General features: G+C 65.3%; 18 protein-coding genes. 4 read left to right on the top strand and 14 right to left on the bottom strand.

Annotated elements, in window-relative coordinates:
• Window positions 1–18: 18 nt before the first annotated feature.
• The 4 genes from ACRQ5Q_RS40070 to ACRQ5Q_RS40055 form a co-directional block, all read right to left on the bottom strand.
• Window positions 19–966, bottom strand: a complete 948-nt coding sequence (locus ACRQ5Q_RS40070; protein WP_439371868.1) for an ABC transporter permease — start codon at window positions 964–966, stop codon at window positions 19–21.
• A 35-nt stretch (window positions 967–1,001) separates the two neighbouring features.
• On the bottom strand, window positions 1,002–2,600 hold the full coding sequence (locus ACRQ5Q_RS40065) for an ABC transporter substrate-binding protein (RefSeq protein WP_439371867.1): 1,599 nt from the start codon (window positions 2,598–2,600) through the stop codon (window positions 1,002–1,004).
• A 342-nt stretch (window positions 2,601–2,942) separates the two neighbouring features.
• On the bottom strand, window positions 2,943–4,493 hold the full coding sequence (locus ACRQ5Q_RS40060; RefSeq protein WP_439395291.1) for an AMP-binding protein: 1,551 nt from the start codon (window positions 4,491–4,493) through the stop codon (window positions 2,943–2,945).
• Between the two features lie 17 nt (window positions 4,494–4,510).
• Entirely contained in the window at window positions 4,511–5,665 is a 1,155-nt protein-coding gene (locus ACRQ5Q_RS40055; RefSeq protein ID WP_439395289.1) for an iron-containing alcohol dehydrogenase, read from the bottom strand.
• Between the two features lie 368 nt (window positions 5,666–6,033).
• Here ACRQ5Q_RS40055 and ACRQ5Q_RS40050 point away from each other — a divergent pair, with 368 nt between their 5' ends.
• The 3 genes from ACRQ5Q_RS40050 (at window position 6,034) to ACRQ5Q_RS40040 (ending at window position 11,865) form a co-directional block, all read left to right on the top strand.
• On the top strand, window positions 6,034–7,239 hold the full coding sequence (locus ACRQ5Q_RS40050) for an efflux RND transporter periplasmic adaptor subunit (protein ID WP_439371863.1): 1,206 nt from the start codon (window positions 6,034–6,036) through the stop codon (window positions 7,237–7,239).
• A complete protein-coding gene (locus tag ACRQ5Q_RS40045) occupies window positions 7,236–10,403 on the top strand; it encodes an efflux RND transporter permease subunit (RefSeq protein WP_439395287.1) in 3,168 nt (1,055 codons plus the stop codon). Before ACRQ5Q_RS40050 ends, ACRQ5Q_RS40045 begins: the two co-directional genes overlap by 4 nt.
• Window positions 10,404–10,674: 271 nt before the next feature.
• The gene (locus ACRQ5Q_RS40040) at window positions 10,675–11,865 is read left to right on the top strand and encodes an ABC transporter substrate-binding protein (RefSeq protein WP_439371860.1); all 1,191 of its coding nucleotides are present in this window, start codon (window positions 10,675–10,677) and stop codon (window positions 11,863–11,865) included.
• Window positions 11,866–11,959: 94 nt separating this feature from the next.
• On the opposite strand, the gene ACRQ5Q_RS40035 is transcribed toward ACRQ5Q_RS40040, so the two are convergent.
• The 4 genes from ACRQ5Q_RS40035 to ACRQ5Q_RS40020 form a co-directional block, all read right to left on the bottom strand.
• Entirely contained in the window at window positions 11,960–12,346 is a 387-nt protein-coding gene (locus ACRQ5Q_RS40035; RefSeq protein ID WP_439395285.1) for an MAPEG family protein, read from the bottom strand.
• 90 nt (window positions 12,347–12,436) lie between these two features.
• A complete protein-coding gene (locus ACRQ5Q_RS40030; RefSeq protein ID WP_439395283.1) occupies window positions 12,437–13,519 on the bottom strand; it encodes a lipocalin-like domain-containing protein in 1,083 nt (360 codons plus the stop codon).
• Entirely contained in the window at window positions 13,509–15,971 is a 2,463-nt protein-coding gene (locus ACRQ5Q_RS40025; protein WP_439395281.1) for an ABC transporter permease, read from the bottom strand. The genes ACRQ5Q_RS40030 and ACRQ5Q_RS40025 overlap by 11 nt, the downstream gene beginning before the upstream one ends.
• Complete coding sequence (locus ACRQ5Q_RS40020) at window positions 15,968–16,621, bottom strand: ABC transporter ATP-binding protein (protein ID WP_439371854.1); 654 nt, start codon at window positions 16,619–16,621, stop codon at window positions 15,968–15,970. Before ACRQ5Q_RS40020 ends, ACRQ5Q_RS40025 begins: the two co-directional genes overlap by 4 nt.
• 146 nt (window positions 16,622–16,767) lie before the next feature.
• Here ACRQ5Q_RS40020 and ACRQ5Q_RS40015 point away from each other — a divergent pair, with 146 nt between their 5' ends.
• On the top strand, window positions 16,768–18,114 hold the full coding sequence (locus ACRQ5Q_RS40015) for an MFS transporter (RefSeq protein ID WP_439395280.1): 1,347 nt from the start codon (window positions 16,768–16,770) through the stop codon (window positions 18,112–18,114).
• Between the two features lie 51 nt (window positions 18,115–18,165).
• On the opposite strand, the gene ACRQ5Q_RS40010 is transcribed toward ACRQ5Q_RS40015, so the two are convergent.
• The 6 genes from ACRQ5Q_RS40010 to soxB form a co-directional block, all read right to left on the bottom strand.
• Window positions 18,166–19,881 (bottom strand): N-acyl-D-amino-acid deacylase family protein, encoded by a 1,716-nt coding sequence (locus tag ACRQ5Q_RS40010; RefSeq protein ID WP_439395278.1) that lies wholly within the window; start codon window positions 19,879–19,881, stop codon window positions 18,166–18,168.
• A gap of 92 nt (window positions 19,882–19,973) precedes the next feature.
• Window positions 19,974–21,185, bottom strand: coding sequence for an MFS transporter (locus tag ACRQ5Q_RS40005; protein ID WP_439371851.1), 1,212 nt, complete (start codon window positions 21,183–21,185; stop codon window positions 19,974–19,976).
• Window positions 21,186–21,360: 175 nt separating this feature from the next.
• Entirely contained in the window at window positions 21,361–21,546 is a 186-nt protein-coding gene (locus tag ACRQ5Q_RS40000; protein ID WP_439371849.1) for a hypothetical protein, read from the bottom strand.
• Window positions 21,547–21,634: 88 nt separating this feature from the next.
• Window positions 21,635–22,672, bottom strand: coding sequence for an MBL fold metallo-hydrolase (locus ACRQ5Q_RS39995; RefSeq protein WP_439375760.1), 1,038 nt, complete (start codon window positions 22,670–22,672; stop codon window positions 21,635–21,637).
• 66 nt (window positions 22,673–22,738) lie between these two features.
• Entirely contained in the window at window positions 22,739–22,921 is a 183-nt protein-coding gene (locus ACRQ5Q_RS39990; protein ID WP_439395276.1) for a hypothetical protein, read from the bottom strand.
• A 59-nt stretch (window positions 22,922–22,980) separates the two neighbouring features.
• Window positions 22,981–24,726, bottom strand: a complete 1,746-nt coding sequence (soxB, locus tag ACRQ5Q_RS39985) for a thiosulfohydrolase SoxB (protein ID WP_439395274.1) — start codon at window positions 24,724–24,726, stop codon at window positions 22,981–22,983.
• Window positions 24,727–24,765 lie beyond the last annotated feature (39 nt).

Genomic DNA, 24,765 nt, shown 5'->3' with positions numbered 1-24,765 from the left:
CGAGAGACAATCATGCGGCTAATCCGTGTACCTGATCCGCGGATCGAAGACCGCGTAGAGCATGTCGACGGTGAAATTCGCGAACACCACCACCACCGCAATGAACATCACGAGGTTCTGCACGATCGGATAGTCGCGCCAGCGGATCGCCTCGACCAGGAAGCGCGCAACGCCAGGAATGTTGAACACGGTCTCGGTGACGATCAGGCCGCCGATCAGGAACGCGGCCTCGATGCCGATCACGGTGATGACGGGCAGGATCGCGTTCTTGAGCGCGTGGTGATAGTTCACGGCGGCATCGGAGGCGCCCTTGGCGCGCGCGGTGCGGATATAGTCCTGCCGCAGCACCTCCAGCATCGAGGAACGCGTGATACGCATTGTCAGTGCCGCGCTGCGGAAGCCGACGGCGGCGGCCGGCACCGCATAGGTCGCGAAGGCTTCGAGCCAGGTATTGGGATTGGGATTGAAAATCGGTATCTGACCGAACATCGCCACCGCCGCGGTGAGGATGAGCAGGCCAAGCCAGAACGAGGGCAGCGACAGGCCGCTCAAGCTGACGACGCGCAAGGCGTAGTCCAGCCGCGTGCCCTGCTTCACCGCGCTGATGACGCCCAAGGGAATGCCGATGGACGCGGAGAACAACAGCGCGAGCCCCGCGAGCCGCGCCGTGATCGGAATCCGCGGCAGGATCTCCTGGAGCGCCGGCTTCTCCGAGACGTAGGAGTAACCGAAATCGCCGCGCAGAAAACCGCTGATCCAGCGCCAGTATTGTACGATCAGCGGCTGGTCGATGCCGAGCTCCTTCTCCAGATTGGCCTTGTCGGCGGGATCGACATAGCCGGCGGCGGCGAACAGGATGTCGACGATGTTGCCGGGCACGATGCGGAGCAGGAAGAAGATGACGACCGAGATCCCGAACAGGGTCACGAGCATCAGGAACAGGCGCCGCACCAGATAGGCAAACATCCTTCGCCTCCTGCCGAACCCGTCAGCCGCCTGCGCTACTTGTCCATCCAGACATCCTCGTAGCGGTAGCCATTATACGAGCTGTTCGACATCACGGTCACGCCCTTGACGTAGGGCTGCCAGCAGGTGCCGGTGCGCGCGTGGAAGATGATCGGGCGGGCAACGTCCTCCTGCAACTTCTTGTCGATGTCCCACACCAGTTTCTTGCGCTTGGCGATATCGGTCTCCTGCGACTGCTCGTCGAACAGCTTTTCGATCTCCTTGTTGCAGTAGTTGGTGTAGTTGCGCTCGGAACCGCAGGAATAGTTCTCGTAGAAGGACTGGTCGGGATCGTCGACGGCGTTGCCGGTCAGGTTGAGCCCGAGCATGTAGTCCTTGCGGGCGATCTTCGGGAACCAGTTCGCGGTCTCGACCACGTCGAGCTCGCCGTCGATATAGATGCTCTTGAGCTGGTCGATCAGGATCACCGCGGGATCGCGGTAGACCGGGATGTTGCGGGTCGAGATCTTCACGGCGAGATGCTTGTCGGGCCCGTAACCGGCCTTCTGCATCAGCTTCTTGGCTTCCTCGCGGTTGGCGTTCACGTCGGGGCCGTAGCCGGGAATGGTTTCGAGCATCTCCTTCGGCATGCCCCACAGCCCGTTCGGCGGCGGCAGCATGGTGCCGCCGATGTCGCCCTGGCCCTCGAACATGATCGAGATGAAGGCCTTGCGGTCGAGCGCCAGCGCCATGGACCGGCGGATGTCGATGTTGTCGAACGGCGGCGCGGACGAATTGACGATGATGTTGGTCGCGACATTGTTGGGCTCGACCACACAGACCGCGTTCGGCGCCTGCGACTTCACGTCCTTCAGAAGCGGAATGCTCACCTCGGTCGGGAAAGTCATGTCGAACTTGCTGGCGACGAAGGCGAGAATGGCGGTCGAACGGTTCGGGATGATGGTGAACTCGATGCCGTCGAGATAGGGCCGCCCCTCGCGCCAGTAGTCCGTGTTGCGCGTCAGCTTGATCGATTCATTGGCCTTGAACTCGACGAATTTGAACGGGCCGGTGCCGATCGGGCGCGTGCGCATGTCGCCGGGCGAGACGTGGCAGGGATAGACCGGCGTATAGCCGGAGGCGAGCAGCGCCAGCAGCGAGGGCTGCGGCCGCTTCAGGTTGAACGAGACCTCGAAATCGCCATTGGTCGAGATGTCGTTGACCTGCTCGTACCAGGTCTTGCGCGGGTTCTGCCGGAACTTCTGCTGCGCCTTGCCCATCAGCATGTCGAAGGTGCATTTGACGTCCGCCGACGTGAACGGCTTGCCGTCGTGCCATTTGACGCCCTGGCGCAGCTTGAAGGTCAGCGTCTTGTTATCGCCCGCCCAGGCCCAGCTCTCGGCGAGTTCCGGGACGATATTGTCCATCCGGTTCTGCGCCTCGTCCTGCTTGTAGATGACGAGGTTGTTGAACACGGGCATGAAGGGAACATTGAGCGAGTAGGTCGCGCCTTCATGGATCGAGGCATTGCCGGGGCTGTCGCGATGATACATCCGCAGGATACCGCCCTGCTTGGGTCCGCCGGCGAATGCAATGGTCGAAAACGCCAGCAAAGATAGCGCCGCCGTCGCGGCGAGCGCCCGTACGCTCCGCATCCTCGTCCTCCCTGGACATCGGTCTTTGGGCCTTTTCAGGCCTGTTTGTCAGGACGATAGCGAGGCAGGTGGAGGGAGGCAACGGGCAAGGGCAGCCGCGCTCTCGGCAATTCGGATGACGCAAGGCCGCAGGGTTTTCAATCTCTCACAATGTGAGAGTGCAGGTGCGAACGGACATCGTGTAATTGGCGTTGCTGGAGCCGCGGCGAAGGTGCGCTCCCTCGCCCCGCTTGCGGGGAGAGGCTTGGGGCGAGGGGGAGTTTCCGCGGGCGCGGTGAGAGTTGGACTAGCGGAGAGTTCCCCTCACCCGCGCTTGTGCGCGCAAGTTACGCAGCAGCGCCCTCACACAATCCGCGACGTCTTGTTCCCCCAATAGCGGTCGCGCAGCAGCCGCTTGTACAGCTTGCCCGTGGGCAGCCGCGGCAGTTCCTTCTCGAAGTCCACCGAGCGCGGCACCTTCTGCCGCGACAGCGACTGGCTGCAGAACGCGATCAGCTCTTCGGCGAGCGCGGGGCCCGGCACGACGCCCGGCATCGGCTGCACCACGGCCTTCACCTCTTCGCCGAGATCGGGATTGGGCACGCCGAACACCGCGGCATCGGCGACCTTCGGATGGGTGATCAGCAGGTTCTCGCATTCTTGCGGATAGATGTTCACCCCGCCGGAGATGATCATGAAGGTCGCGCGGTCGGTGAGATAGAGGAAGCGGTCCGCGTCGACATAGCCGACGTCGCCGACCGTGCTCATGCTGCCGTCGGCCGAGCGTGCCTCCTTGGTCTTCTCTGGATCGTTGAAATATTCGAACGGCGATCCCGTCTTGAACCAGACCTGGCCCGGCGTGCCGGTCGGGCATTCCCGCATGTTCTCGTCGAGGATATGGAGATCACCGAGCAGCACCTTGCCGACGGTGCCGCGATGGCTAAGCCATTCCTCGCTGTTGCAGGCGGTGAAGCCGAGGCCTTCGGTCGCGCCGTAATATTCGTGGATGATCGGCCCCCACCATTTGATCATGTCGTCCTTGACGAGGGCCGGGCAGGGCGCCGCCGCATGGATCGCGATCTCCAGCGAGGACAGGTCGTAGCGCTTGCGTACCTCCTCCGGCAGCTTCAGCATCCGTGAGAACATCGTCGGCACCAGCTGGGTGTGGGTGATGCCCCATTGCTCGATGAGCCGGAGATAGCGTTCCGGATCGAAGCTCTCCATGATGATCACGGTGCCGCCCATGCGGATCGTGAGGTTGACGGCAGCCTGCGGCGCCGAGTGATAGAGCGGGGCGGGCGAGAGATAGACCATGCCCTCGCGGTAGTGCCAAAGTTTTGTGAGGAAATCGAACAGCGGCAGATTGTGCTTCGGCGGCTCCTCCGGCAACGGCCGCAAAATGCCCTTTGGCCGTCCCGTCGTGCCCGATGAATACAGCATCGCGGTGCCGAGCCATTCATCCGCGATCGGCGTCTTCGGCGAGTCGGCGGTCACCTCGGCAAGGCCGACGATGCGCTCGCTTTCGCCGGGACCATCGGCGACGATGCAGAGCTTGACGTCGGGACAAGCCTTGATCGCCTCCCGCGCGATGTCGAGCTTCGCCACCGACGTGATCAGGATCTTCGACTGGCTGTTGACCAGGAGATAGGCGAGCTCGCCCGGCGTCAGGAAGGAGTTGATGCAGGTGTAGTACAGGCCGGAGCGCTCGCCGGCGCCGCAGGCCTCGAGATAGCGCGAATTGTTCTCCATGAAGATCGAGTAGTGGTCGAGCCGCTTCAAGCCGTGCTTGCGGAACAGATGCGCGAGGCGATTGCTGCGTGCCTCGAGCTCGCGATAGGTGACGGCTTCGCCGGTCGCCGCCATGACGAACGCGGGCTGCAGCGGGCGCAGGCGGGCGTGGTGACCAGTGTACATCTATCCTCCGGCTTGGATCATGCGGCGAGAAGCAGGATTTCCTTGATGTCGGCGGGACCGGCGATCTTGCGCGGGTTGCGCGGAATCCAGTTCGTACGCATCGCCTGTTCGGCGATCGCGTCGAAATGCTCCGCCGAGACATGCACGTCCGCGAGGCTGCGCGGCATGCCGAGGGAGCGGATGAAGGCATCGAGTACGTCGGCGGCGTCATGGCCGGGAAAACCCATCGCGGCGGCGACGGTCAATTGGCGCTCGGCATTGTCACGCGCATTCCAGCGCATCACCGCCGGCAGCATGACGCAGGAGGTGTCGCCATGCGGCACGTTGAAGGCCGCGCCCAGCACGTATCCGATGCCGTGGCTGGCGCCCATCGGCACGCCGGCGGCGAGCGCGCCCATGGACAGCCAGGTTCCGATCTGGGCATCCATCCGTGCATCGAGATCGGACGGGTCGGCCTTCACCCGCGGCAGCGCATCGGCAAGCATGGCAAGGCCCTTGACCGATTGCGCATCGGCATAAGGATGCGTCTCGCGCGAGCAGATCGCTTCGACGCAATGGTCGACGGCACGGATGCCGGTCGACAGGAACAGCCATTCCGGCGTGTGCACGGTGATTGCGGGGTCGAGGATGGTCGCGCGCGGAACGGTGAGCGGATGCCGCAGCATCTGCTTCACGTTGGTGCTGCGGTCGGTGACGCCGGCGATCGATGAGAACTCGCCGCCGGCGATCGTGGTCGGCACGCTGACCTGGCGCACCGTCGGCCCGTTCATCTCGGGCGCGATGCCCTTGTGCACGCGGATGCGGTCGATGCCGTCGATCGTGTCGATACCGTTGGCAAGGCAGAGCTGCACGGCTTTCGCGCCGTCGGTGATCGAGCCGCCGCCGACGGTGACGATCAGATCGGCGCCGGCGTCACGCGCCGCATTGGCAGCCGCGATCACCGCCTCGCGCGGCGTGTGTGCCGGCATGGCGTCGAACAGGCCGGCGCAACGGGAACCCAGGGCTTGCTTGATCCTCGCGATTTCGTCGGTTTGCCGGTTCAGCGTCCGCGAGACCATCAGGAAGGCGCGGCGCGCTCCCAACCGGTCCATCTGCGCCACGATCGCGCTGGCCGCAGGATGGCCGAACACGACCTCCTCGATCGCGCCGTAAACGACACGTCCCTGATGCACGCCTGTCCTCCCCGGACAAATTCGTCTTGTTTTGTAAGGGAAAGTCTAGCCGAGCGGCCGCCGCCCGTCATGCGTGAAGACGCTGGCCGCTCCCCTTACCGTCCCCCTCCAGGTGAGGGCGGAAGGCGCTGCGCGAGAATCATGCGCTCCATTCAAGAGCCCCGCGAACAAGTCCATTCGCGTCTTGCCTACTCATCGGTGCGCCCGAGGCCGGCTAACTCCACTGTCAACCCGCCATCCGGCCAGGGCGCGCGCGGGCATTGCACGCGCATTGGTCTTGAAGTGTTCATCATTGCCGCCCATCCTGTAGGGCCCGCGCGATGGCGAATACCCCGCTTTTTCCGCGGTTTTTTGAGTGAGGACCTGGGATGACTGGACCGGACGGAAGCGAGCCATTTGTAAAAAAGCACGATTTCGTTCAACCGCGGCATTACGCAATAGCGAGCCTCCTCGCCGCTTCATTCGCCCTCGCCGGTTGCGGACAACCGACCTCGCAGGCCGCCGCGCCGCCGCCGGCGCCGGTGACGGTCGCCCAGCCGGTCAAGCGCACCGTCACCGATTGGGACGAGTTCACCGGCCGCTTCGAGGCCGTCGAGGAGGTGCAGGTGCGTCCGCGCGTCGGCGGTTTCGTCAATTCCGTCGAATTCCAGGACGGCGCCATCGTGCGTCAGGGCGATCTGCTCTACGTCATCGACCCGCGCCCGTTCGAGGCGGTGGCCGAGCAGGCCGACGGCCAGCTCTCCGACGCCCGCGCCAAGGTCGAGCTTGCCAAGCGCGAGCTCGATCGCGGCCTCAACCTGGTGCAGACCAGCGCGGTCTCCGAACAGGTCGTCGACCAGCGCCGGCAGGCCTTGCAGGCCGCGCATGCGGCGGAAACGCAGGCCGCGGGCGCGCTGAAGGCTGCACGTCTCAATATCGAGTTCACGCACGTGACCGCGCCGCTCACGGGGCGCGTCAGCCGCCATCTCGTCAGCCCCGGCAATCTCGTGCAGGGCAGCGACACCGGCACCTCGACGCTGCTCACCTCCATCGTCGCGCTCGATCCGATCTACATCTATTTCGACATGGATGAGGCGACCTTCATCAAATACAGCAAGCTGTGGTTCGAAGGTAAGCGCCCGAGCTCGCGCGACACGGCGAACCCGGTGCAGGTGTCTCTCGCCGGCGAGACCAAGCCGTCGCATGAAGGCACCATCAACTTCCTCGACAACCGTCTCGACGTCTCCACCGGCACGCTGCGCAGCCGCGCCGTCATCAAGAACACCGACCTGTCGATCCTGCCCGGCCAGTTCGGCCGCGTCCGCCTGATCGGCAGCGCGCCCTACGAGGCGCTGCTGATCCCGGACGTCGCTGTTGCGACCGACCAGTCCCGCAAGATCGTGTTCGTGGTCAAGCCGGACGATACGGTCGAGGCGCGCCCGGTCGTGCTCGGGCCGCTCGACGAAGGTCTGCGCGTGATCCGCGAAGGCCTGAAGGCCGACGACCGCGTCATCGTCAACGGCATCCAACGTGCCCGCGTCGGCGCCAAGGTCGCTCCGCAGACCGCGCAAGCCCCGGTTGGTGGCAAGTCATGAATCTCGGCCGTCTCTCCATCAATCAGCCCATCCTGGCGATGGTGCTGTCGATCGTGCTCTTGATCGTCGGCGCGCTCGCCTACACCACGCTGCCGGTCTCCGAATATCCGCAAGTGGTGCCGCCCACCGTCGTCGTCACCACGCAGTATCCCGGCGCCTCTGCGCAGACCGTGTCCGACACGGTCGCCGCTCCCATCGAGCAGGAGATCAACGGCGTCGAGGACATGCTGTATCTCTACAGCCAGGCGACCTCGAACGGCCAGCTCACCATCACCGTCACCTTCAAGCTCGGCACCGATCTCGACAAGGCCCAGGTGCTGGTGCAGAACCGTGTCGCGATCGCGCAGCCGCGGCTCCCCGAAGAGGTTCAGCGCAACGGCGTCACCACCCGCAAGAACTCGCCCGACATCCTGATGGTCGTGTTCATGCTGTCGCCCGACGACACGTTCGACCAGCTCTACATCTCCAACTACGCGCTGCTCCAGGTCCGCGACCAGCTCTTGCGCATCGACGGCGTCGGCGACATCCAGATCTTCGGCGCTCGCGACTATTCGATGCGGCTGTGGCTCGATCCCGACCGTATCGCCAATCTCGGCCTGACCTCCACCGAGGTGCTCGCGGCCATCCGTGCCCAGAACGTGCAGATCGCCGGCGGCCAGATCGCCGAGCCGCCGATCGCCGACCGTGCCTTCCAGCCGAACCTCACCTTCACGGGGCGCCTGAAGGACCAGAAGCAGTTCGAGGACATCCTGATCAAGGCCGGCGCCGACGGCCGCACGGTGCGCCTGCGCGACGTCGCCCGCATCGAGCTCGGTGCGCTGGCCTATTCCACCAACAGCTTCCTGCTGCGCAAATCCGCCGTCGCCATGCTGGTGACGCAACGGCCGGGATCGAACGCGCTCGCCACCGCCAAGAACATCTCCGACACCATGGTGAAGCTGAAGGAGAGCTTCCCGAAGGGCCTCGACTTCAACATCGGCTACAACCCGACCGAGTTCATCGCCCAGTCGGTCCACGAGCTGATCAAGACGATCTACGAGGCCATGCTGCTCGTGGTCATCGTGGTGCTGGTGTTCCTGCAGGGCTGGCGGCCCGCCATCATTCCGATCATCGCGATCCCGGTCTCGCTGGTCGGCACCTTCGCGGTGATGGCGGCGCTCGGCTTCTCCATCAACAATCTCACCCTGTTTGGCCTCGTGCTCGCGGTCGGCATCGTGGTCGACGACGCCATCGTGGTGGTCGAGAATGTCGAACGCCATCTCGAGCATGGCCTGAGCCGGCGCGATGCCGCGCTCAAGACCATGGAGGAGGTCGGCGGCGCGCTGGTGTCGATTGCCCTGGTGCTGTGCGCCGTGTTCGTGCCAACTGCGTTCATCGGCGGCATCTCCGGCCAGTTCTTCCAGCAATTCGCCGTCACCATTGCGGTCGCGACCGCGATCTCCTGCTTCTGTTCGCTGACGCTGTCGCCGGCGCTGGCCTCGCAGATCCTCACGCCACACGAGGAGAAGCGGCCGCCGGCGAGCTGGAACGTCATCGCGCGAGCGTGGGGCGCCTTCACCGGCGTGTTCAACCGCGTGTTCGACCGGCTCTCGCACGGCTATGCCGGCCTTGCCAATTTCGTGATCCGCCATTCGGTGGTGATGCTCCTGATCTATGTCGTGCTGATCGGCAGCGCCGGCTGGTTGATCGGGACGACGTCGCAGGGCTTCATCCCCGCGCAGGACCGCGGCTACGTCATCATCTCGGTGCAATTGCCGGGGGCGGCATCGCTGGCGCGAACCACTGAAATCGTCCGCGAGATCGAGCGGATCTCGCTGGATACGCCGGGCATCATCCGCGTCGCGGCCTTCGCCGGCTTCTCCGGCGCCACGCGCACACAGGCGGGCAACGCTGCTGCGCTATTCCCGGTGTTCGACGAGCCTGAGGTGCGGCTGAAGAAGGGGCTGACGGCAAACGCCATCACGGCTGAGCTGCGCAAGCGCCTCGCTGCGATTCAGGGCGCCTTCATCATCGTTATTCCGCCGCCGGCCGTGCCCGGCATCGGTACCGGTGGTGGCTTCACCATCCGCATCCAGGACCGGCAGGGCCGTGGACCGCAGCTGTTGGCATCGGCGACCGACGAGCTCGTCGCCGCCGCGCGCAGATCGCCCTCGCTTCTCGGCCCCTCGGTGTTCTCGCCGTTCTCGGCCAACACGCCGCAGCTGTTCGTCGACATCGACCGCACCAAGGCGCAGAAGCTCGGCGTGCCCATCGCCAATATCAATGACACGATCCAAACCTATTTCGGATCGACCTATGTCAACGACTTCAACCTGTTCGGCCGCACCTATCACGTCACCGCGCAGGCCGATTTCCCGTTCCGCAAGGAGCCGGCCGATCTGGCGCGCCTGCGCACGCGCAACGCCTCCGGCGACATGGTTATGCTCGGCAGCGTGGTCGACTTCAGGGATATCTCAGGTCCCGACCGCGTCGCGCGCTACAATCTCTATGCGGCATCGGAGCTTCAGGGCGAGCCGGCCCCGGGCACGAGCTCGACCACCGCGCTCGACGCCATCAAGAAACTTGCCGACGACACCTTGCCAAGCGGCTTCAGCTTCGAGTGGACCGACCTGTCCTATCAGCAGGTCACCGGCGGCAATGCCGGCCTCTATGTGTTCCCGATCTGCGTGCTGTTCGTCTATCTCGTGCTCGCCGCGCAATATGGCAGCTGGACATTGCCGTTCGCGGTGATCCTGATCGTGCCGATGTGTCTGCTGGCCGCCACCATCGGTGTCCGCCTCATGGGCCAGGACGTCAACATCCTCACCCAGATCGGCTTCGTCGTGCTGGTGGGACTGGCGGCGAAGAACGCGATCCTGATCGTCGAGTTCGCGCGCGACATCGAGAACGAAGGCAAGCCGCGGCTGGAGGCCGTGATCGAAGCCTGCCGCCTGCGCTTGCGGCCGATCCTGATGACCTCCTTCGCCTTCATCCTCGGCGTCTTGCCGCTGGTGATCTCGACCGGCTCCGGCTCGGAGATGCGCCAGGCCGTCGGCGTCGCCGTCTTCTTCGGCATGATCGGGGTCACCCTGTTCGGGCTTCTGTTCACGCCGATCTTCTACGTGGTGGTGCGGAACCTCGCGGAAGGGCGGCGGGACAAGAAGCCGGAGGTGGCGGCTTCTTGAGTGCATGGTGGCCACCGGCATATCCTCAATCCTCGCTGTCGTTCCCGCGCAGGCGCGGAGGAGTTTGGGGCCAAGCTGCCAACTCCGAGTCTTCGTCCAACCTCTCCCTGTGGTTATGGGTCCCGGGCTCGCGCTACGCGCGCCCCGGGACGACAGCCGTTTTGTAGCCCGCCCTTCATACTAACGACCAACATGCAATGGATGGGCATGCGCGGGGTTCTTCCCTAATATCCGCGCGATTTCACAACAGAAGACTGCTGGGAGTTAACATATGAAATCACCATTTTTGGCCGCTGCGGCCTCGGTCGTATTGCTGACGGCGCCAGCCTCCGCGCAAGGCGTCAAGATCGGCATCCTCAACGACCAGTCGGGCGTCTACGCCGATTACGGCGGCAAATGGTCGGTCGAAGCGGCCAAGATGGCGATCGAGGATTTTGGCGGCGAGGTGCTCGGCCAGAAGATCGAGCTCGTCACCGCCGATCACCAGAACAAGCCCGACCTCGCGAGCTCGATCGCGCGGCGCTGGTACGACGTCGAGAACGTCGACATGATCACGGAGCTGACGACATCCTCGGTTGCGCTCGCGATCCACGAGCTTTCCAAGGAAAAGAAGAAGATCGACATCGTCGTCGGTGCCGCGACCTCGCGCCTCACCGGTGACGCGTGCCAGCCCTACGGTTTCCACTGGGCCTATGACACCCGCGCGCTCGGCGTCGGCACCGGCGGCGCGCTGACCAAGGCCGGCGGCGACACCTGGTTCTTCCTCACCGCGGACTACGCCTTCGGCTATGCGCTGGAGAAGGACACCAGCGAGATCGTCACCGCCAATGGCGGCAAGGTGGTTGGTTCGGTGCGCGTGCCGCTCAACTCGTCGGACTTCTCCTCCTTCCTGCTGCAGGCGCAAAGCTCGAAGGCGAAGATCGTCGGCCTCGCCAATGCCGGCCTCGACACCACCAACTCGATCAAGCAGGCGTCCGAGTTCGGCATCGTTTCCGGTGGCCAGAAGCTCGCCGGCCTCCTGATGACGCTCGCCGAGGTGAACGGCCTCGGCCTGCAGGCCGCGCAAGGCCTGGTGCTGACCGAGGGCTATTACTGGGATCTCAACGACAAGACCCGCAACCTCGGCGAACGCTTCCTCAAGCGCACCGGCCGGATGCCGAGCATGATCCATGCCGGCACCTATTCGGCGACGCTGAGCTATCTGAAGGCCGTCAAAGCCGCCGGTACCAAGGATCCGGATGCCGTCGCCAAGAAGCTGAAGGAGCTGCCGGTCGACGACGATTTCGCGCAGGGCGGCAAGGTGCTCGAGAACGGCCGCATGGTCCACGACATGTACCTGTTCGAGGTCAAGAAGCCCTCGGAGTCGAAGAAGCCCTGGGACTATTACAAGCTGCTCGCCACCGTCCCCGGCGACAAGGCCTTCTTCACCGCCAAGGAAAGCGGCTGTCCGCTGACGAAGTGAGAGGGAAGGGCACAGCGAGCGCCACACCCTCGCTGTCGTCCCGGATCGGCGCGCGCTCGGGGCGCGCTTGTCCGGGACGACGGTCGTGGTTGGGCTACACCATCCGCATCACCACCGCTGCCGCCGCCCCCACCCACAGCGCAATCGCGGCGATGCCCTGGATCATGAAGCCCGGGCCGCGTTTTGCGGCGGCCTGCGAATAGCCGATGAAATAGACGATGCGGCCGATGATCCACACCGCGCCAATTCCCGCTGCAATCGCGTCGCCGATATAGGCCGCGAACAGCCAGAGCGCCGGCAAAAAGATCGGCATCCATTCCAGCGTGTTCATCTGGATGCGGAAAGCGCGCTCGAAATCCGGGTGGCCCGACGTCGCCGGCACCTTGACACCGGTCCTGGCGCGCGAGCGTGAGACGTTGATGCAGGTAAAGAAGTAGAACGCGATCGCCAGCAGCGTGACGAGGGCGGTGAGATGATACATCGCGAATTTCCCCAGAGCGTTTTCGAGCGAAGTGGATACCGGTTCGCGTAAAGAAAACGCGTCAAAACGAGAAGCCAGGCAGACCGCGCTTCAATACCCCGTCAGCTCGAGATAGCCAACGCCGTCATGCGTGCCGGCAAAGCTGATCGGCCCCTCCCAATAGGAGAAGCCGGTCCCCATCCAGGCGTTCGGATTGAGCGGCTTGCACAGGATCGAGAACGAGCGCGAGGGAATCGCGATGTGCCACTCCACCGGCAGCTTGCGCCCTGCAACCTCGGCGGTCGCCTTCGGCATCATCCGGACGTCGCCGCCCGCAATCATCTGCGTCTCGCCCGCGGCACTGATCCAGTTGCCGAACGGATAGTCTTTGCCGTCCTTCTGCCGCAGCCGGTACAGCATCAGCTTGTCGCCGGACGCAAGATGCAGCGACAGCCAGTCCCAGCCGGTCTGGTCGGTGTCGAGCGGCTGGCTGCTCCATTCGCGGTCCATCCAGGCCTGGCCTGTGACATCGACCGGCTTGTCGTCGATGCTGAGCGTTCCGCGCGCGCGGTAGAATGGCTGGCTGTAGTAGTAGGATGCCTGCCCGCGCTCCGACTTGCGGCTGTAGCCGCGATCGCCTTGTAGCACCACCGGACGGTCGGCCTCCAATGTCAGCGCATAACTGAATGCGGTGCCCGAGGCCTTCAGCGTCAGCGGCGCCAGCGTGCGATCGTCGGTGCGCTCGAGACCCTTCATTTCCCAATCGTCGATCCAGGCCGCAAACGGCTTTGCCGTGACGCCGGCCTGTCCGATCCCGCCGCGCGAAAACACTTCGCTAAAGTGATGCGTGCCGGCCCGGGTCACCGCGGCATGCGCCATCCAGATCTGCTGATTGGCCCAGCCGTCGCCCTGCGGTCCCGGCTGCGCCGCCTGGCGGAACAGCGTCCATTGCAGGCCGCAGGCCGCGCCACTGCTGTCCGTGAGGTTCGCCGTGAGATACCACCACTCGATGCGAAACTCCGGATGCGGGCCGTGATCTCCGGGGAAGGTGAATGTCTTGCCCGGCGTCACCCTGGCAAAGCCGTCGGCGGTCTCGCCGAGCCCGGCGTAGCCTTGCGCAGTTGCGCGGCGTGCAAGTGCGAGGGCGGCGATGCCGCCGGAAAAAGCGCGCCGCGTGATTTTGTCAGCGCTCATTGGCAAACACCTTGACGAGGTTCGCCGGCTGCATCCGCGCCAGCCGCAGCATCGGCAGCAGTGCGGCCAGCAGCGAAGCCAGCAGCGCGACGGCGACCAGCTCGATCAGATGCAAGGGGAATACATGGAACGGCAGCCGCCAGCCGAACGCTTTCACGTTCACGATCGCAATCAGGCACCAGGCCACGACCAATCCAAGCGGCACGGCCAGCAGCGCCGTGAACAACGCGACCGACAGCGTCTTCGTCAATTCGATCGCGGCAAGGCGCGGCCGCGTCAGGCCGATCGCCCACAGCGGGGCGAGCTGCGGCAGGCGGGAATTCGCCAGCGTCAGTAGGCTCGTGAGCAAAGCGATGCCGGCGACGCCGAGCGTGAAGGCGTTGAGGGCCGAGGTCACCGCAAAGGTACGATAAAAAATGCGGATCGATTCCGCCTTTACCGTTGCCTGGTCCGCGACGCTGCGATCGTCGAGCGCAAACTGCTTCTGCAACGCCGCGATCAGGCCGGCGATGTTCTCCTTCGCGACGATCAGGCCCATCCGCGTCTGCGGCGTTTGCGGAAAATGCCGGATCAGCGCCGCGACATTGACGGCGAGCTGCCCCTTGGGATTGCCATAGTCGGCATAGATGCCGACTACATCGAGCTCCCATGTCCCGCCCGGCGCCGGCACCTCGATCACGTCGCCGACGCGGACGTTGAGCCGGCGGCTCAGCTGCTCGCTGATGAAGGCGGCATTGCCGGGAACGAGCTGCGTCCATGCACGCGGCGTGGCCTCCAATAGCGGCCAGCGCTCGCGATAGAGCGCGTGATCGGGCAGGCCGAGCAGCTCCACCGGCTGACCCTGCACTTGCGTCTCCGCGCGTCCGCCGGACAGGATCGCCTGGACGTCGCTGCGCTCCCTCAGCCAGCTGCGGATCGCTGTGCCCTGCGCATTGTCGGATGCGCTGATGTAGACGTCGGCCGCGAGCCGCCCGTTGAGCCAGCCGATGAAGGTGCGGCTGAAGGTTTCCACCATGGTGGACACCCCGACATTGACGGCGAGCGCCAGCAGCAGCGCCATCAGCGCGAGTGACAGCCCGGAGAGTTGCTGCCGGCTGTCCGCCCAGAACCACAGCGCGATCGGGCCGCGCGCGCTGCGCTGACCGACGAGCAGGATGATGTCGAGGAATGCCGGCAGGATGAGCGCTGCGCCGAGCATCAACGCGGCCAGCACGCCGAAACCTGCGATCAGCGATTGGCCGTAGTGAAGCAGCAGCAGCGCCACCGCGAATACGGCGCAGGCCGCGAGGCTTTGCAGGACCAGCCAGCGGCGCTGCCGCTGCTGCCAGGCGCGCGGCTGGGCGGTGGCCAGCACCGGCATCCTGATCGCCTTGACCAGGCTCGTCGCCGCCGCAACGAGTGCGCCGGCAACGCTGATGCCGACGCCGGCGAGCCACCATTCAGGCCGCAGGCTGAGTTGCCCCGGGATCTGCGCGCCATAGAGCCCGCGCAGCGAGGCCGCGACATCGGGCAGCAGTGCGGCTGCGATGAAATAGCCGCAGACGAGCCCGATCATGCCCGCGACCAGCGCCAGGGCCACCAGCTCGATTACCAGCACCGTGTTGACGAGGCGTGCCGAGGCACCGCAGGCCCGCAACGTGCGCAGCATCGGCAGCCGCTGCTCGAAGGCGAGGCCGACGGCCGAGTTGACGATGAAGAGGCCCACGAAGAAGGACAGCAGACCGAAGGCGGTGAGGTTGAGATGGAAGCTGTCGGTGAGGCGCTCCAGCTCGGTCTCCGCGTTCGGCTCGACCCGCTGCAGCTGATCGCCGACGACGTCCTGCACCGGCGCCGGCTTGCCCCTCGGCTTGCCGATCAGGAGGCGCGAGACCTGGTCGGGCTTGTTCAGCAGTCGCTGTGCCACGCCGATATCGACCACCAGCACATCAGGCGCCAGCTGCGGCAGCACGCGCAATGGCGGCAGCTTTGCGCCGTTGCTGATCTGAGGTGCCGCGCCTTCCATCTCCTGCAAATCGCTCAGCGTCTCCTTCGCCACCAATGTCTGGCCCGGCGGAGCAACGAAGCTGCGCAAATCCGAGGCGCCGAGGCGCGGGGCGTTGCCGACATCGGCCGGCATCGTCACCGGCTCGATGCCGAGCAGCCGCACCGAGCGTCCGCCCACCTGGACGCGTCCCTCCAGCACCGGCGACACCGGCCAGCCCGCGCGACGTAGTTTTACGAACAGCTCCTGCGGAAACGTCGCTGCATTGGGCGCCACCAGCATCGCCGTGCGCGCCCCGCCAAAGGTCGCCGCGGCACGGTCATAGGCGTTGCGGGCCTGCTGGTTGATGGCCTGCACGCCGCTCCACAGCGCGGTCGCCGCGATCAGCCCGATCAGGAGCGTTGCGAACTGCATCCCGTGTCGCCGCCAATGGCTGAGAAGCACCGCGAGCACCCAGAGCGCGCGTCTCATGTGATTCGCCCCGCATGCAGGGTGAGATGCCGGTCGAGCGTGCCGGCCAGATGCAGGCTGTGCGTCACCATCAGAAAGCTGCAGCCGGTGCGCGCCACGAGGTCGCGCGTCAGCGCCAGCACGTCCTCGGCGGTGTCCTCATCGAGATTGCCGGTCGGCTCGTCCGCGAGCAGCAGTGAGGGCTTTGTCGCCAGCGCCCGGCCGATCGCGACGCGCTGCTGCTGGCCGCCTGACAATTGCTCCGGATAACGACGCAGCAGGGCGCCGAGCCCGAGCCGCTCCACCAGCTCCTTGCTCCAGGCCGCATCGTGCCGGCCGGCGATGCGCGCCTGGAAGGCCAGATTGTCCGCAACCGAAAGGCTCGGGATCAGGTTGAACTGCTGGAAAACGAGCCCGACCCGGTCACGCCGAAGCTCCGCGCGGCCCGCGTCCGAGAGCTTGGTGACCTCGATGTCCTCCAGGCGAATTGTGCCGCTGTCGGCGGCGTCCAAGCCCGCGATCAGATGCAGCAGCGTGCTCTTGCCGCTGCCGGATTCCCCGGTGAGCGCGACGCGTTCGCCAGCCTTGAGGTCGAGGTCGACGCCGCGCAGTACATGGACCGGCTCGCCGGCCGAGGAGAAGGTCTTTGAGAGGTTTCGGATGCTCAGCAAGATTGATGCGCCGTACGGAATTTAACTCAATGCTGCGTAGCACACCCGCCGTGGAAATGCCGGGGTTGCGTTGGCTTTCAAGCCGTTGTTAGCTCCCAGGACGGCCAAATCAAAAGTGCCGACGATAAAGACATACGGGGAGAACGATGAGCGCTCAGGGAACGCCCGAAATGGGCAGGACGGCAGGGGACTCCAAGGGTTTGGCAAAGCCAACGCCGAAGGGCGCCTGGACCGTCACATTTCTCCTCTTTCTCTTCATGGTGGTGAACTTCGCGGACAAGATCGTGGTCGGTCTCGCCGGCGTGCCGATCATGACCGACATGAACCTCAGCGCCGAGCAATTCGGCCTGCTCGGCTCCTCGTTCTTCTTCCTGTTCTCGATCTCGGCCGTCGTGGTCGGCTTCATCGTCAACAAGGTGCCGACGCGCTGGGTGCTCTTGACGCTGGCGGTGATCTGGGCGCTGGCGCAGTTCCCGATGGTTGGCACCGTCTCCTTCACCACGCTCTTGATCTGCCGCATCGTGCTGGGCGCCGGCGAAGGCCCGGCCTTCTCGGTCGCCGCGCATGCGATCTACAAATGGTTCCCCGACGAGAAGCGCACGTTGCCGACCGCGATCCTGTCGCAGGGCTCGGCCTTCGGCGTCATCCTGGCGGTGCCGGCGCTGAACTGGGTCATCGTCAACCACTCCTGGCACTACGCCTTCGGCGCGCTCGGTGTCGTCGGCCTGATCTGGGTCGCGGCCTGGCTCGCGCTCGGCAAGGAAGGGCCGCTGGAGGACACCCAGGTCCTCGCCGCCACCGAGCCGAAGATTCCGTATGTGCAGCTCCTGACTTCGCGCACCTTTCTCGGCTGCGTGATCGCGACCTTCGGCGCCTATTGGGCGCTGTCGCTGGGCCTCACCTGGTTCACGCCGTTCATCGTCAAGGGGCTCGGATTCTCGCAGAGCCAGGCCGGCTTCATCTCGATCCTGCCCTGGGTGTTCGGCGCCACGATCGTCATCCTCACCGGCTGGATCTCGCAGGTGATGATGGCGCGCGGCTACACCACGCGCATCTCGCGCGGCGTGCTCGGCTCGGTGCCGCTGATCATCGGCGGCCTGATCCTCGCCATGATGGGGCATGTCGAGGGCGCCGGCCTGCAGATCGCGGCGCTCGTCGTCGGCTCCGGCCTGTGCGGCGCGATCTACGTGGTCTGCCCGCCGATGCTCGGCGAGTTCACCCCGGCCTCGCAGCGCGGCGCCGTCATCGCCATCTACGGCGCGCTCTACACACTCTCCGGCATCATCGCGCCCAGCGTGATGGGTACCGTTATCCAGCGCGCCGGCAGCATGCTCGACGGCTACATGACCGGCTTCACCATCAACGCGGTGGTCATGGTCGGCTCCGGCCTCATCGGCCTGCTGCTGCTCTGGCCGAACACGGAGAAGGCGAGGCTGACCCGCGGTGCGGCACCGCAAGCAGCGCCGCTGAAGGGCGCGGTCTCGCCGACGTAAGGAGGCGGCCTCTTGCTTACCCTCCCCTGGAGGGGAGGGTAAGCAGGGCAGCTAATTCACCCCCTGCGCCCCGCGAATCAGCTTTCCTGGCCGCCGTCCCGTCGCCTCGCCGTGCCGCCGCGTCACGACGCCCGAGACAATCGTGGCGTCATAGCCGTCGACATCCTGCAGCAATCGACGCCCGCCGACCGGCAGGTCGTAATGCACCTTGGGCGGATGCAGATGAAGCCGGTCGTAGTCGATCACGTTGACGTCGGCCTTGTGGCCGGGCGAAATGAGTCCGCGATCGGTGAGGCCGACCGAAAGCGCGGTCTTGCGCGACTGCGCCGCGACCACGAACGGGACCGTCAGCTTCTCGCCGCGTTTGCGGTCGCGCGTCCAGTGCGTCAGCAGATAGGTCGGAAAGCTCGCATCGCAGATGATGCCACAATGCGCGCCGCCGTCGGACAGGCCCGGCACCGATTGCGGATCGAGCAACATCTCGCGCGTCGCATCGAGATTGCCGTCAGAATAGTTCAGGAACGGCACGTAGAGCATGCCGCGGCCCCCGTCGGACAGCATCGCATCGTAGGCGAGCTCCTCCGGCGGCCTTCCCTGCTTGCGCGCCTGCGGTCCCAGCGCGTTCTCCGGCGGCTGCTCATAGTCAGGGGGATCGCCGAGCAGGAACATCTTGTCGTAGTTGGGCCGGAAGAACAGCGGATCATCGGTCGCGGTCGCCGTCTCGCTGAGGATCGCCTTGCGCACCTCCGGCTGACGCAACCGCGTCAGTCGCTCCCCAAGCGGCAGGTGCGCGATAGCCCTGTAGCTCGGATGGGTCTGGAACGGGTTGCGCGACAGCTCGAGCCCGAGCAGCAGGCCGACCGGGCGCGCCGCGATCTGCGCGGTGACGGAGAGGCCGCGTTTGGCCGCCGCATTGATCTCGTCCAGCGTCTGGCGCCAGCGGTTTGGCGATCTGTCGTTCTGCGTGATCGAGAACGAGATCGGGCACTTCGTGCTATCCGCCACCCGCAGCATCATCGGCAGGTCTTCGTGGATCGTCGAGAGGTCGAGCACGAATTGCAGCACGCTGCGGCCCTGCCGATGCATCGCGCCGGCAATCGCCGTGAGCTCGTCCTCGCCGGCCTTCAAGGTCGGCGTGAAATCGCCGGTGGAGGTGCGGTGGTTGAGCGTGCGCGAGGTCGAGAAGCCGAGCGCGCCGGAGCGCACCGCCTCGCCCGCGAGCTTCGCCATCGCCGCGTTGTCTTCCGCGGTCGAGGGATCGCGGCGCGCGCCGCGCTCGCCCATGACATAGACCCGCAGCGCCGCATGCGGCAGCTGCGCGCCGACATCGATGTCGAAATCGCGCTTGCTGAGCCAGTCCATGTAGTCCGGAAAGCTCTCCCAGGCCCAGGGAATGCCGGCGCTCAAGACCGGCTCGGGAATGTCCTCGACGCCTTCCATCAGCTGGATCAGGCGGGTGTGGTCGGCGGGCTTGCACGGCGCGAAGCCGACGCCGCAATTGCCCATGATCGCGGTGGTGACGCCGTTCTGAGAGGACGGCGTGATGTCCTGGCTCCAGGTCACCTGGCCGTCGTAATGGGTGTGCACGTCGACGAAGCCAGGCGTGACGAGCTTGCCGCGCGCGTCGATCTCTTCCTGTCCCTTGGCGGAGACCTTGCCGACCTCGCTGATCCTGCCAGCGGTGATGGCGACATCAGCCTCGAACAGCTCGCCGCCACGTCCGTCCGCAACGGTGCCGCCGCGGATCACGAGATCAGGGGTGCTCATGGTGTTTCTTCCCGTTTTGTTTGTTGTTTGTTTCCCTCGTCCCGGCCCCCGTCGCAATTGCGCACTAGCCCGGGACGACGCCTGAATTTCTCCTACGCCTCAGCCCTGGCCGGCTTCCGTTCCGTGAACGGCGACAGCACCACCGTCGCCAGCATGAAGATCACGGACGCCCCGAACACCCAGTGCGGCGCGCTCTGGTCCATGATCCAGCCGAACAGCAGCGGTGAGACGATGCCGCCGAGATTGAAGCCGGTCGAGACGATGCCGAAGGCGCGCCCCGCTGCACCCGCAGGGGCGGCGTTGCGCACCAGCATGTCCCGCGACGGCGCGATCACGCCGGAGAGGAAGCCTGCCGTCGCCATCGCGGCAGTGAGCGCCCAGCCGGGCAGCGCGACGAGCGCGATCAGCAGCACGAGTGCTGCGTTCACGGCAAAACAGGCCGCGGCGACATAGCCGTGGCGTTCGGTGCGGTCGGCAAGGAAGCCCCCGGCGAGCACGCCCGCGGCGCTGCAGCCGAGGAATGCGGTCAGCATCACATTGGCCGCGGAATAGGAGGCGCCATAGCCGCTCATCAGCGCGACGACGCCGAAATTGTTGATGCCGGCAACCGACAGGCTGAGCAGCATGAACAGCACGGTCAGCATCATCAGCGCCGGCGTGATCACGGCCTGCTTCGGCGCGTTCTCCGCGCCCGGTTTCTTCTTGTGCGCGCCGGCATCGGGAATGTTCATGCCGATCAGCAGCAACGCCACCAGCACGGCGATCGCCCCCGATGCGATCAACGCGCCGGTGCCGCCTGACATCGTGACGAGCGCTGCGACGATCGCCGGCGCCACCGCGCCGCCGAGAAAGCCCGCAAACGTGTGGACCGAGAAGGCGCGGCCCATCCGCGCCTCGTCCATGTGCTCGGCCAGGATCGCGTAATCGGCGGGGTGATAGACGCTGTTGGCGAGCCCGAGCAGCACGGCGCAGGCGATCAGCGCGGCGTAGCTGAGCTGCAGCCCGAGCAGGATCAGCGCGCAGCCGCCGAGCGTCAGCCCGATCAGCAGGATCTTGCGCGCGCCAAAATGGTCGACGAGATAGCCGGTCGGCGCCTGTGTCAGGCCCGAGACGACGGCAAGCGTGGTCAGCGAGAAGCCGAGCTCGACATAGCCGACGCCAAGCTTGTCCTTCAGGAACGGGAATAGCATCGGCAGGACCAGCAGATGGAAATGGCTGACCCAATGCGCGATCGAGATCCCCGTCAGCGTGCGCAGCGCACTATCCGCCTTGCCTTGCTGCGGTGCGGCGAGAACGTCGACCATTGCAGTTCCGTTTCACTCCCGATGGACGGGCAAACTATCGGGGAGGGCCGTTATTTGTCCATGAACGCCGGCGCATGGCAGGTAGTGCGGGCGGGGGCGTGAGGGGCGTCACGGTGATCGCGGGTGTGATGCCTTGCCAGGACGACGGTTGAAAGCGTAGCCAGAGCCGAGCCGCTCACAACGGCTCGTCATCCGGGCCATACCGATCGCGCTTCGGCGTCGCGATGTCGCCGTCCTCGTAATCGTCGTCGTCCGTGTCGCGAGGCGGCAGCGGTTTCTTGGGCTCGTCGTCGGTCGTCTTGGGTGGCCCGCTCGGCTTGACGGTCGTATTCCCGGCAGTCTTGTTGGCGGTCTTGGCCATGGCTGGTCCCGGATGGTGATGCTGCATCCGAATCTACCCGCACAATATGTGCGGTTCCTGACTTATCTCAAGGGACGCGACGAGGCCGTCAGTGCACGATCGGCCCGCCCGCCTTCTTCCAGGCATCGATGCCGCCGGCGATATGGGCGGTGTTGAGCAGGCCCGCTTCCTTGGCGGCTGCAACCGCCATCGCCGAGCGCTCGCCGAAGGCGCAGAAGAACACCACGCGACGGCCCGTTGCAGCGGCCACTTCACGCAGCATGCCGCCGGGCTTCAGGCTCTCCTCGACCGACGGATAGGGCGTGTGCAGCGCGCCTTCGAGCATGCCGTGCTTCATCCGTTCGTTGGTCTCGCGCAGATCGACCAGCAGGATATCGGGTCGGTGAAGCGAGCGGATCGCCTCGCTCGCACCGAGTGCGCGGCCTTCCTTCTCCAGCTCTTCCTGATGCAGTCCGACCCGCATGTTGGCAGGGACCGCCACGTCCATCATCTTCGGGTTCGGCAGCTTCAGGTTCGCCATCAGCTCGATATATTCGTCGACCGAGCGCACCTGCAGGCGCGGGTTGTAGCGCCTCTCCTCTCCGATGGTGGAGACGGTGTCGCCCTTGTAGTCGTGCGCCGGAAACACCATCGTCTCGTCAGGCAGCTTGAGCAGGCGATTGAAGATCGAATCGTATTGCGCGCGCGACGAGCCGTTCTGGAAATCGGTGCGGCCGGTGCCGCGGATCAGCAGCGTATCGCCGGTGAAGACGCGGTCGCCCATCAGATAGGAATAGGAATCGTCGGTATGGCCCGGCGTGTACATCACGTCGAGCGACAGGCCCTCGATCGTCACCTTGTCGCCGTCGGCGACCCGCATCGCCACCACGTCGGCCTTGGTCTGGTCGCCCATCACGGTCATGCAATGGGTGCGGTCGCGCAGTTCGCCGAGCCCGGTGACGTGGTCGGCATGCAGATGGGTGTCGACCGCTTTCACCAGCTTGAGGTCGAGCTCGCGCAGCAATTGGCAATAGCGGTCGACCTTCTCCAGCACGGGATCGAGGATCAGCGCCTCGCCGCCGGGGCGGCTGGCGAGGATGTAGCTGTAGGTGCCCGAAACGCTGTCGAAGAGCTGGCGGAAGATCATGGCAGGACCCGGCTTGGAACTGATGTCCAAGATTCTAATACGTTTAGGGCCAGAAAGAGAAGCAATTCACTGTGGTGACAGTAATATTTGGAAGATTTTTATTGCGCGTGCGGCAGCGCACCCACCACTGTCATCGCCCGGCTTGACCGGGCTCCAGTATTCACCGACGTCGGAGAGCTGGAGCACGATCTCGTGCTGGGCGAACGGCTTGTCCTGGAGCGGCACCTGCTGTGCCCGTGCCGGCAGCATCGCCGCTCAAGCGAGCAGCGGCAGCAACATCGCGCGAAACACCCGCAACCGCATCATTCCTATCCCGAATTGCCCGGATTGCCCTCGACGCCCTTCAGCGCGATGCCGGTGCCGAGCCGCTCCTGAAGCATGCGGCCCGAGCGCAGATATTTGCCGACGACCTCCCACACCGGAGCGCCCTGCCGGCCGTTGACCGAGGCCCAGCCCGCGACCTTGTAGCGGTGGCTGGCGTTGATGGCCTTGCCGCCATCGAGCTTCAGCTCCGAGATGCGGCTGCCGATGGCATCCGTCGGCGTGCAGGTGTAACTGAGCCCGCCGGCGCGCACCATGTCGCCGCCCTGCTGGTAATAGGGATCGCCGTTGAAGAGATTGTCGCAGACATCCTCCAGCACGGTCTTGATCTCCGCGCCCGTCATCTCCTGCACATAGGTCTCGGGATAGGTGATCGCGGTTTCCGCGAGCAGGTCCTCCATGGTCAACGCCTGGCCCGACAGCGCGGTGACGCCCCAGCGGAAGCCAGGCGACAGCGCGATCTCGGCATCGAGCTCGGTGCGCAGCGCGGTGCAGATCAGTTCGTCCATGGGGCCGGTAAAATTGCCGCGGCGATAGAGCAGGCGGTCGGGGGTCGCGATCTTCTCCGACCAGTCGGCGACATGCGGCGCGCGGACCCGGCCGATCAGCTCGGCCATCGCCGGATCGGGCTTCAGGAGCTCCGAATAGACCGGCAACAGGCGATACCTGACGTCGCTGACCTTGCCCTTGTCGAGCGCGAGATCGATCACGCCCAGGAATTTCCCGTTGGACCCGGCATTGGTGACGAGCGTGGTCCCGCCCGCGTTCTTCACTGGCACAGGCTGCGGCACGGCATCATGGGTGTGGCCGCCGAGGATGACGTCGATGCCGCTGACGCGGCTGGCGAGCTTGAGGTCGACGTCCATGCCGTTGTGCGACAGCAGGATCACCGCATCGACCTTGTCGGTGCCGCGCAAGGCATCGACATGCTTCTGCAGCTCTTCCTCGCGGATGCCGAAGGTCCAGTCCGGCGTGAAGCGCCTGGGATGCGCGATCGGAACGTAAGGGAATGCCTGCCCGACGATCGCAACGCGATGACCGCCCAGCTCCTTGATGAAAGAAGGCTTGAACACGCGCCCGGTCGGGGGATCGAAGGCGCGGGCGTCGTTGAACGCGGCTTCCTCGGTCAGGAAGACGTTCTGTGCCAGAAACTCGCCATTGAAGCGTTCGAGATTGTCGCGCAGCACCTGCTCGCCATAGGTGAATTCCCAATGCCCGGTCATCGCCTCGATGCCGAGCAGATTGGCGACCTCGACCATGTCGCGGCCCTGCATGACGTTGGCAAGGCCGGTCCCCTGCCAGAGGTCACCGCCGTCGACGAGCACGGAATCCTTCTCGCCGACCTCTCCGCGCAGCCGATCGACCAGCGTCTTCAGATGGGCGAAGCCGCCGAGCTTGCCGAAGCGGCCCGCGGACCTCTCGAACTCGAAGCAGGTGAAGGCATAGGCATCCGCGCTGTCGGGGCGGATTCCAAATCGCTCGAGGAAGGCGCGCCCGACCAGATGCGGCGGCCGTCCCGCCATGTCGCCGATGCCGATATTGACGCTCGGCTCGCGGAAATAGACCGGATTGAGCTGCGCATGCGCGTCGGTGATGTGCAGGATCCGCGCATTGCCGAACCGTTCGAGCTCGTAAATGCTCGCGGTCTCAGTGCCGCTCGCGAGCCGGGGCAGGCTGAGCGATACGGCGGCAAGGCCTGCAGTCTTGAGGAAATCGCGGCGGCGGATGGCCATCTCGAATCTCGAATTCTCCGCGCCCCTTCAACGACGGTC

The sequence above is a fragment of the Bradyrhizobium sp. PMVTL-01 genome, from assembly GCF_051861855.1.
Taxonomy (GTDB): domain Bacteria; phylum Pseudomonadota; class Alphaproteobacteria; order Rhizobiales; family Xanthobacteraceae; genus Bradyrhizobium.
This window is presented reverse-complemented; position numbering and strand designations above follow the sequence as displayed.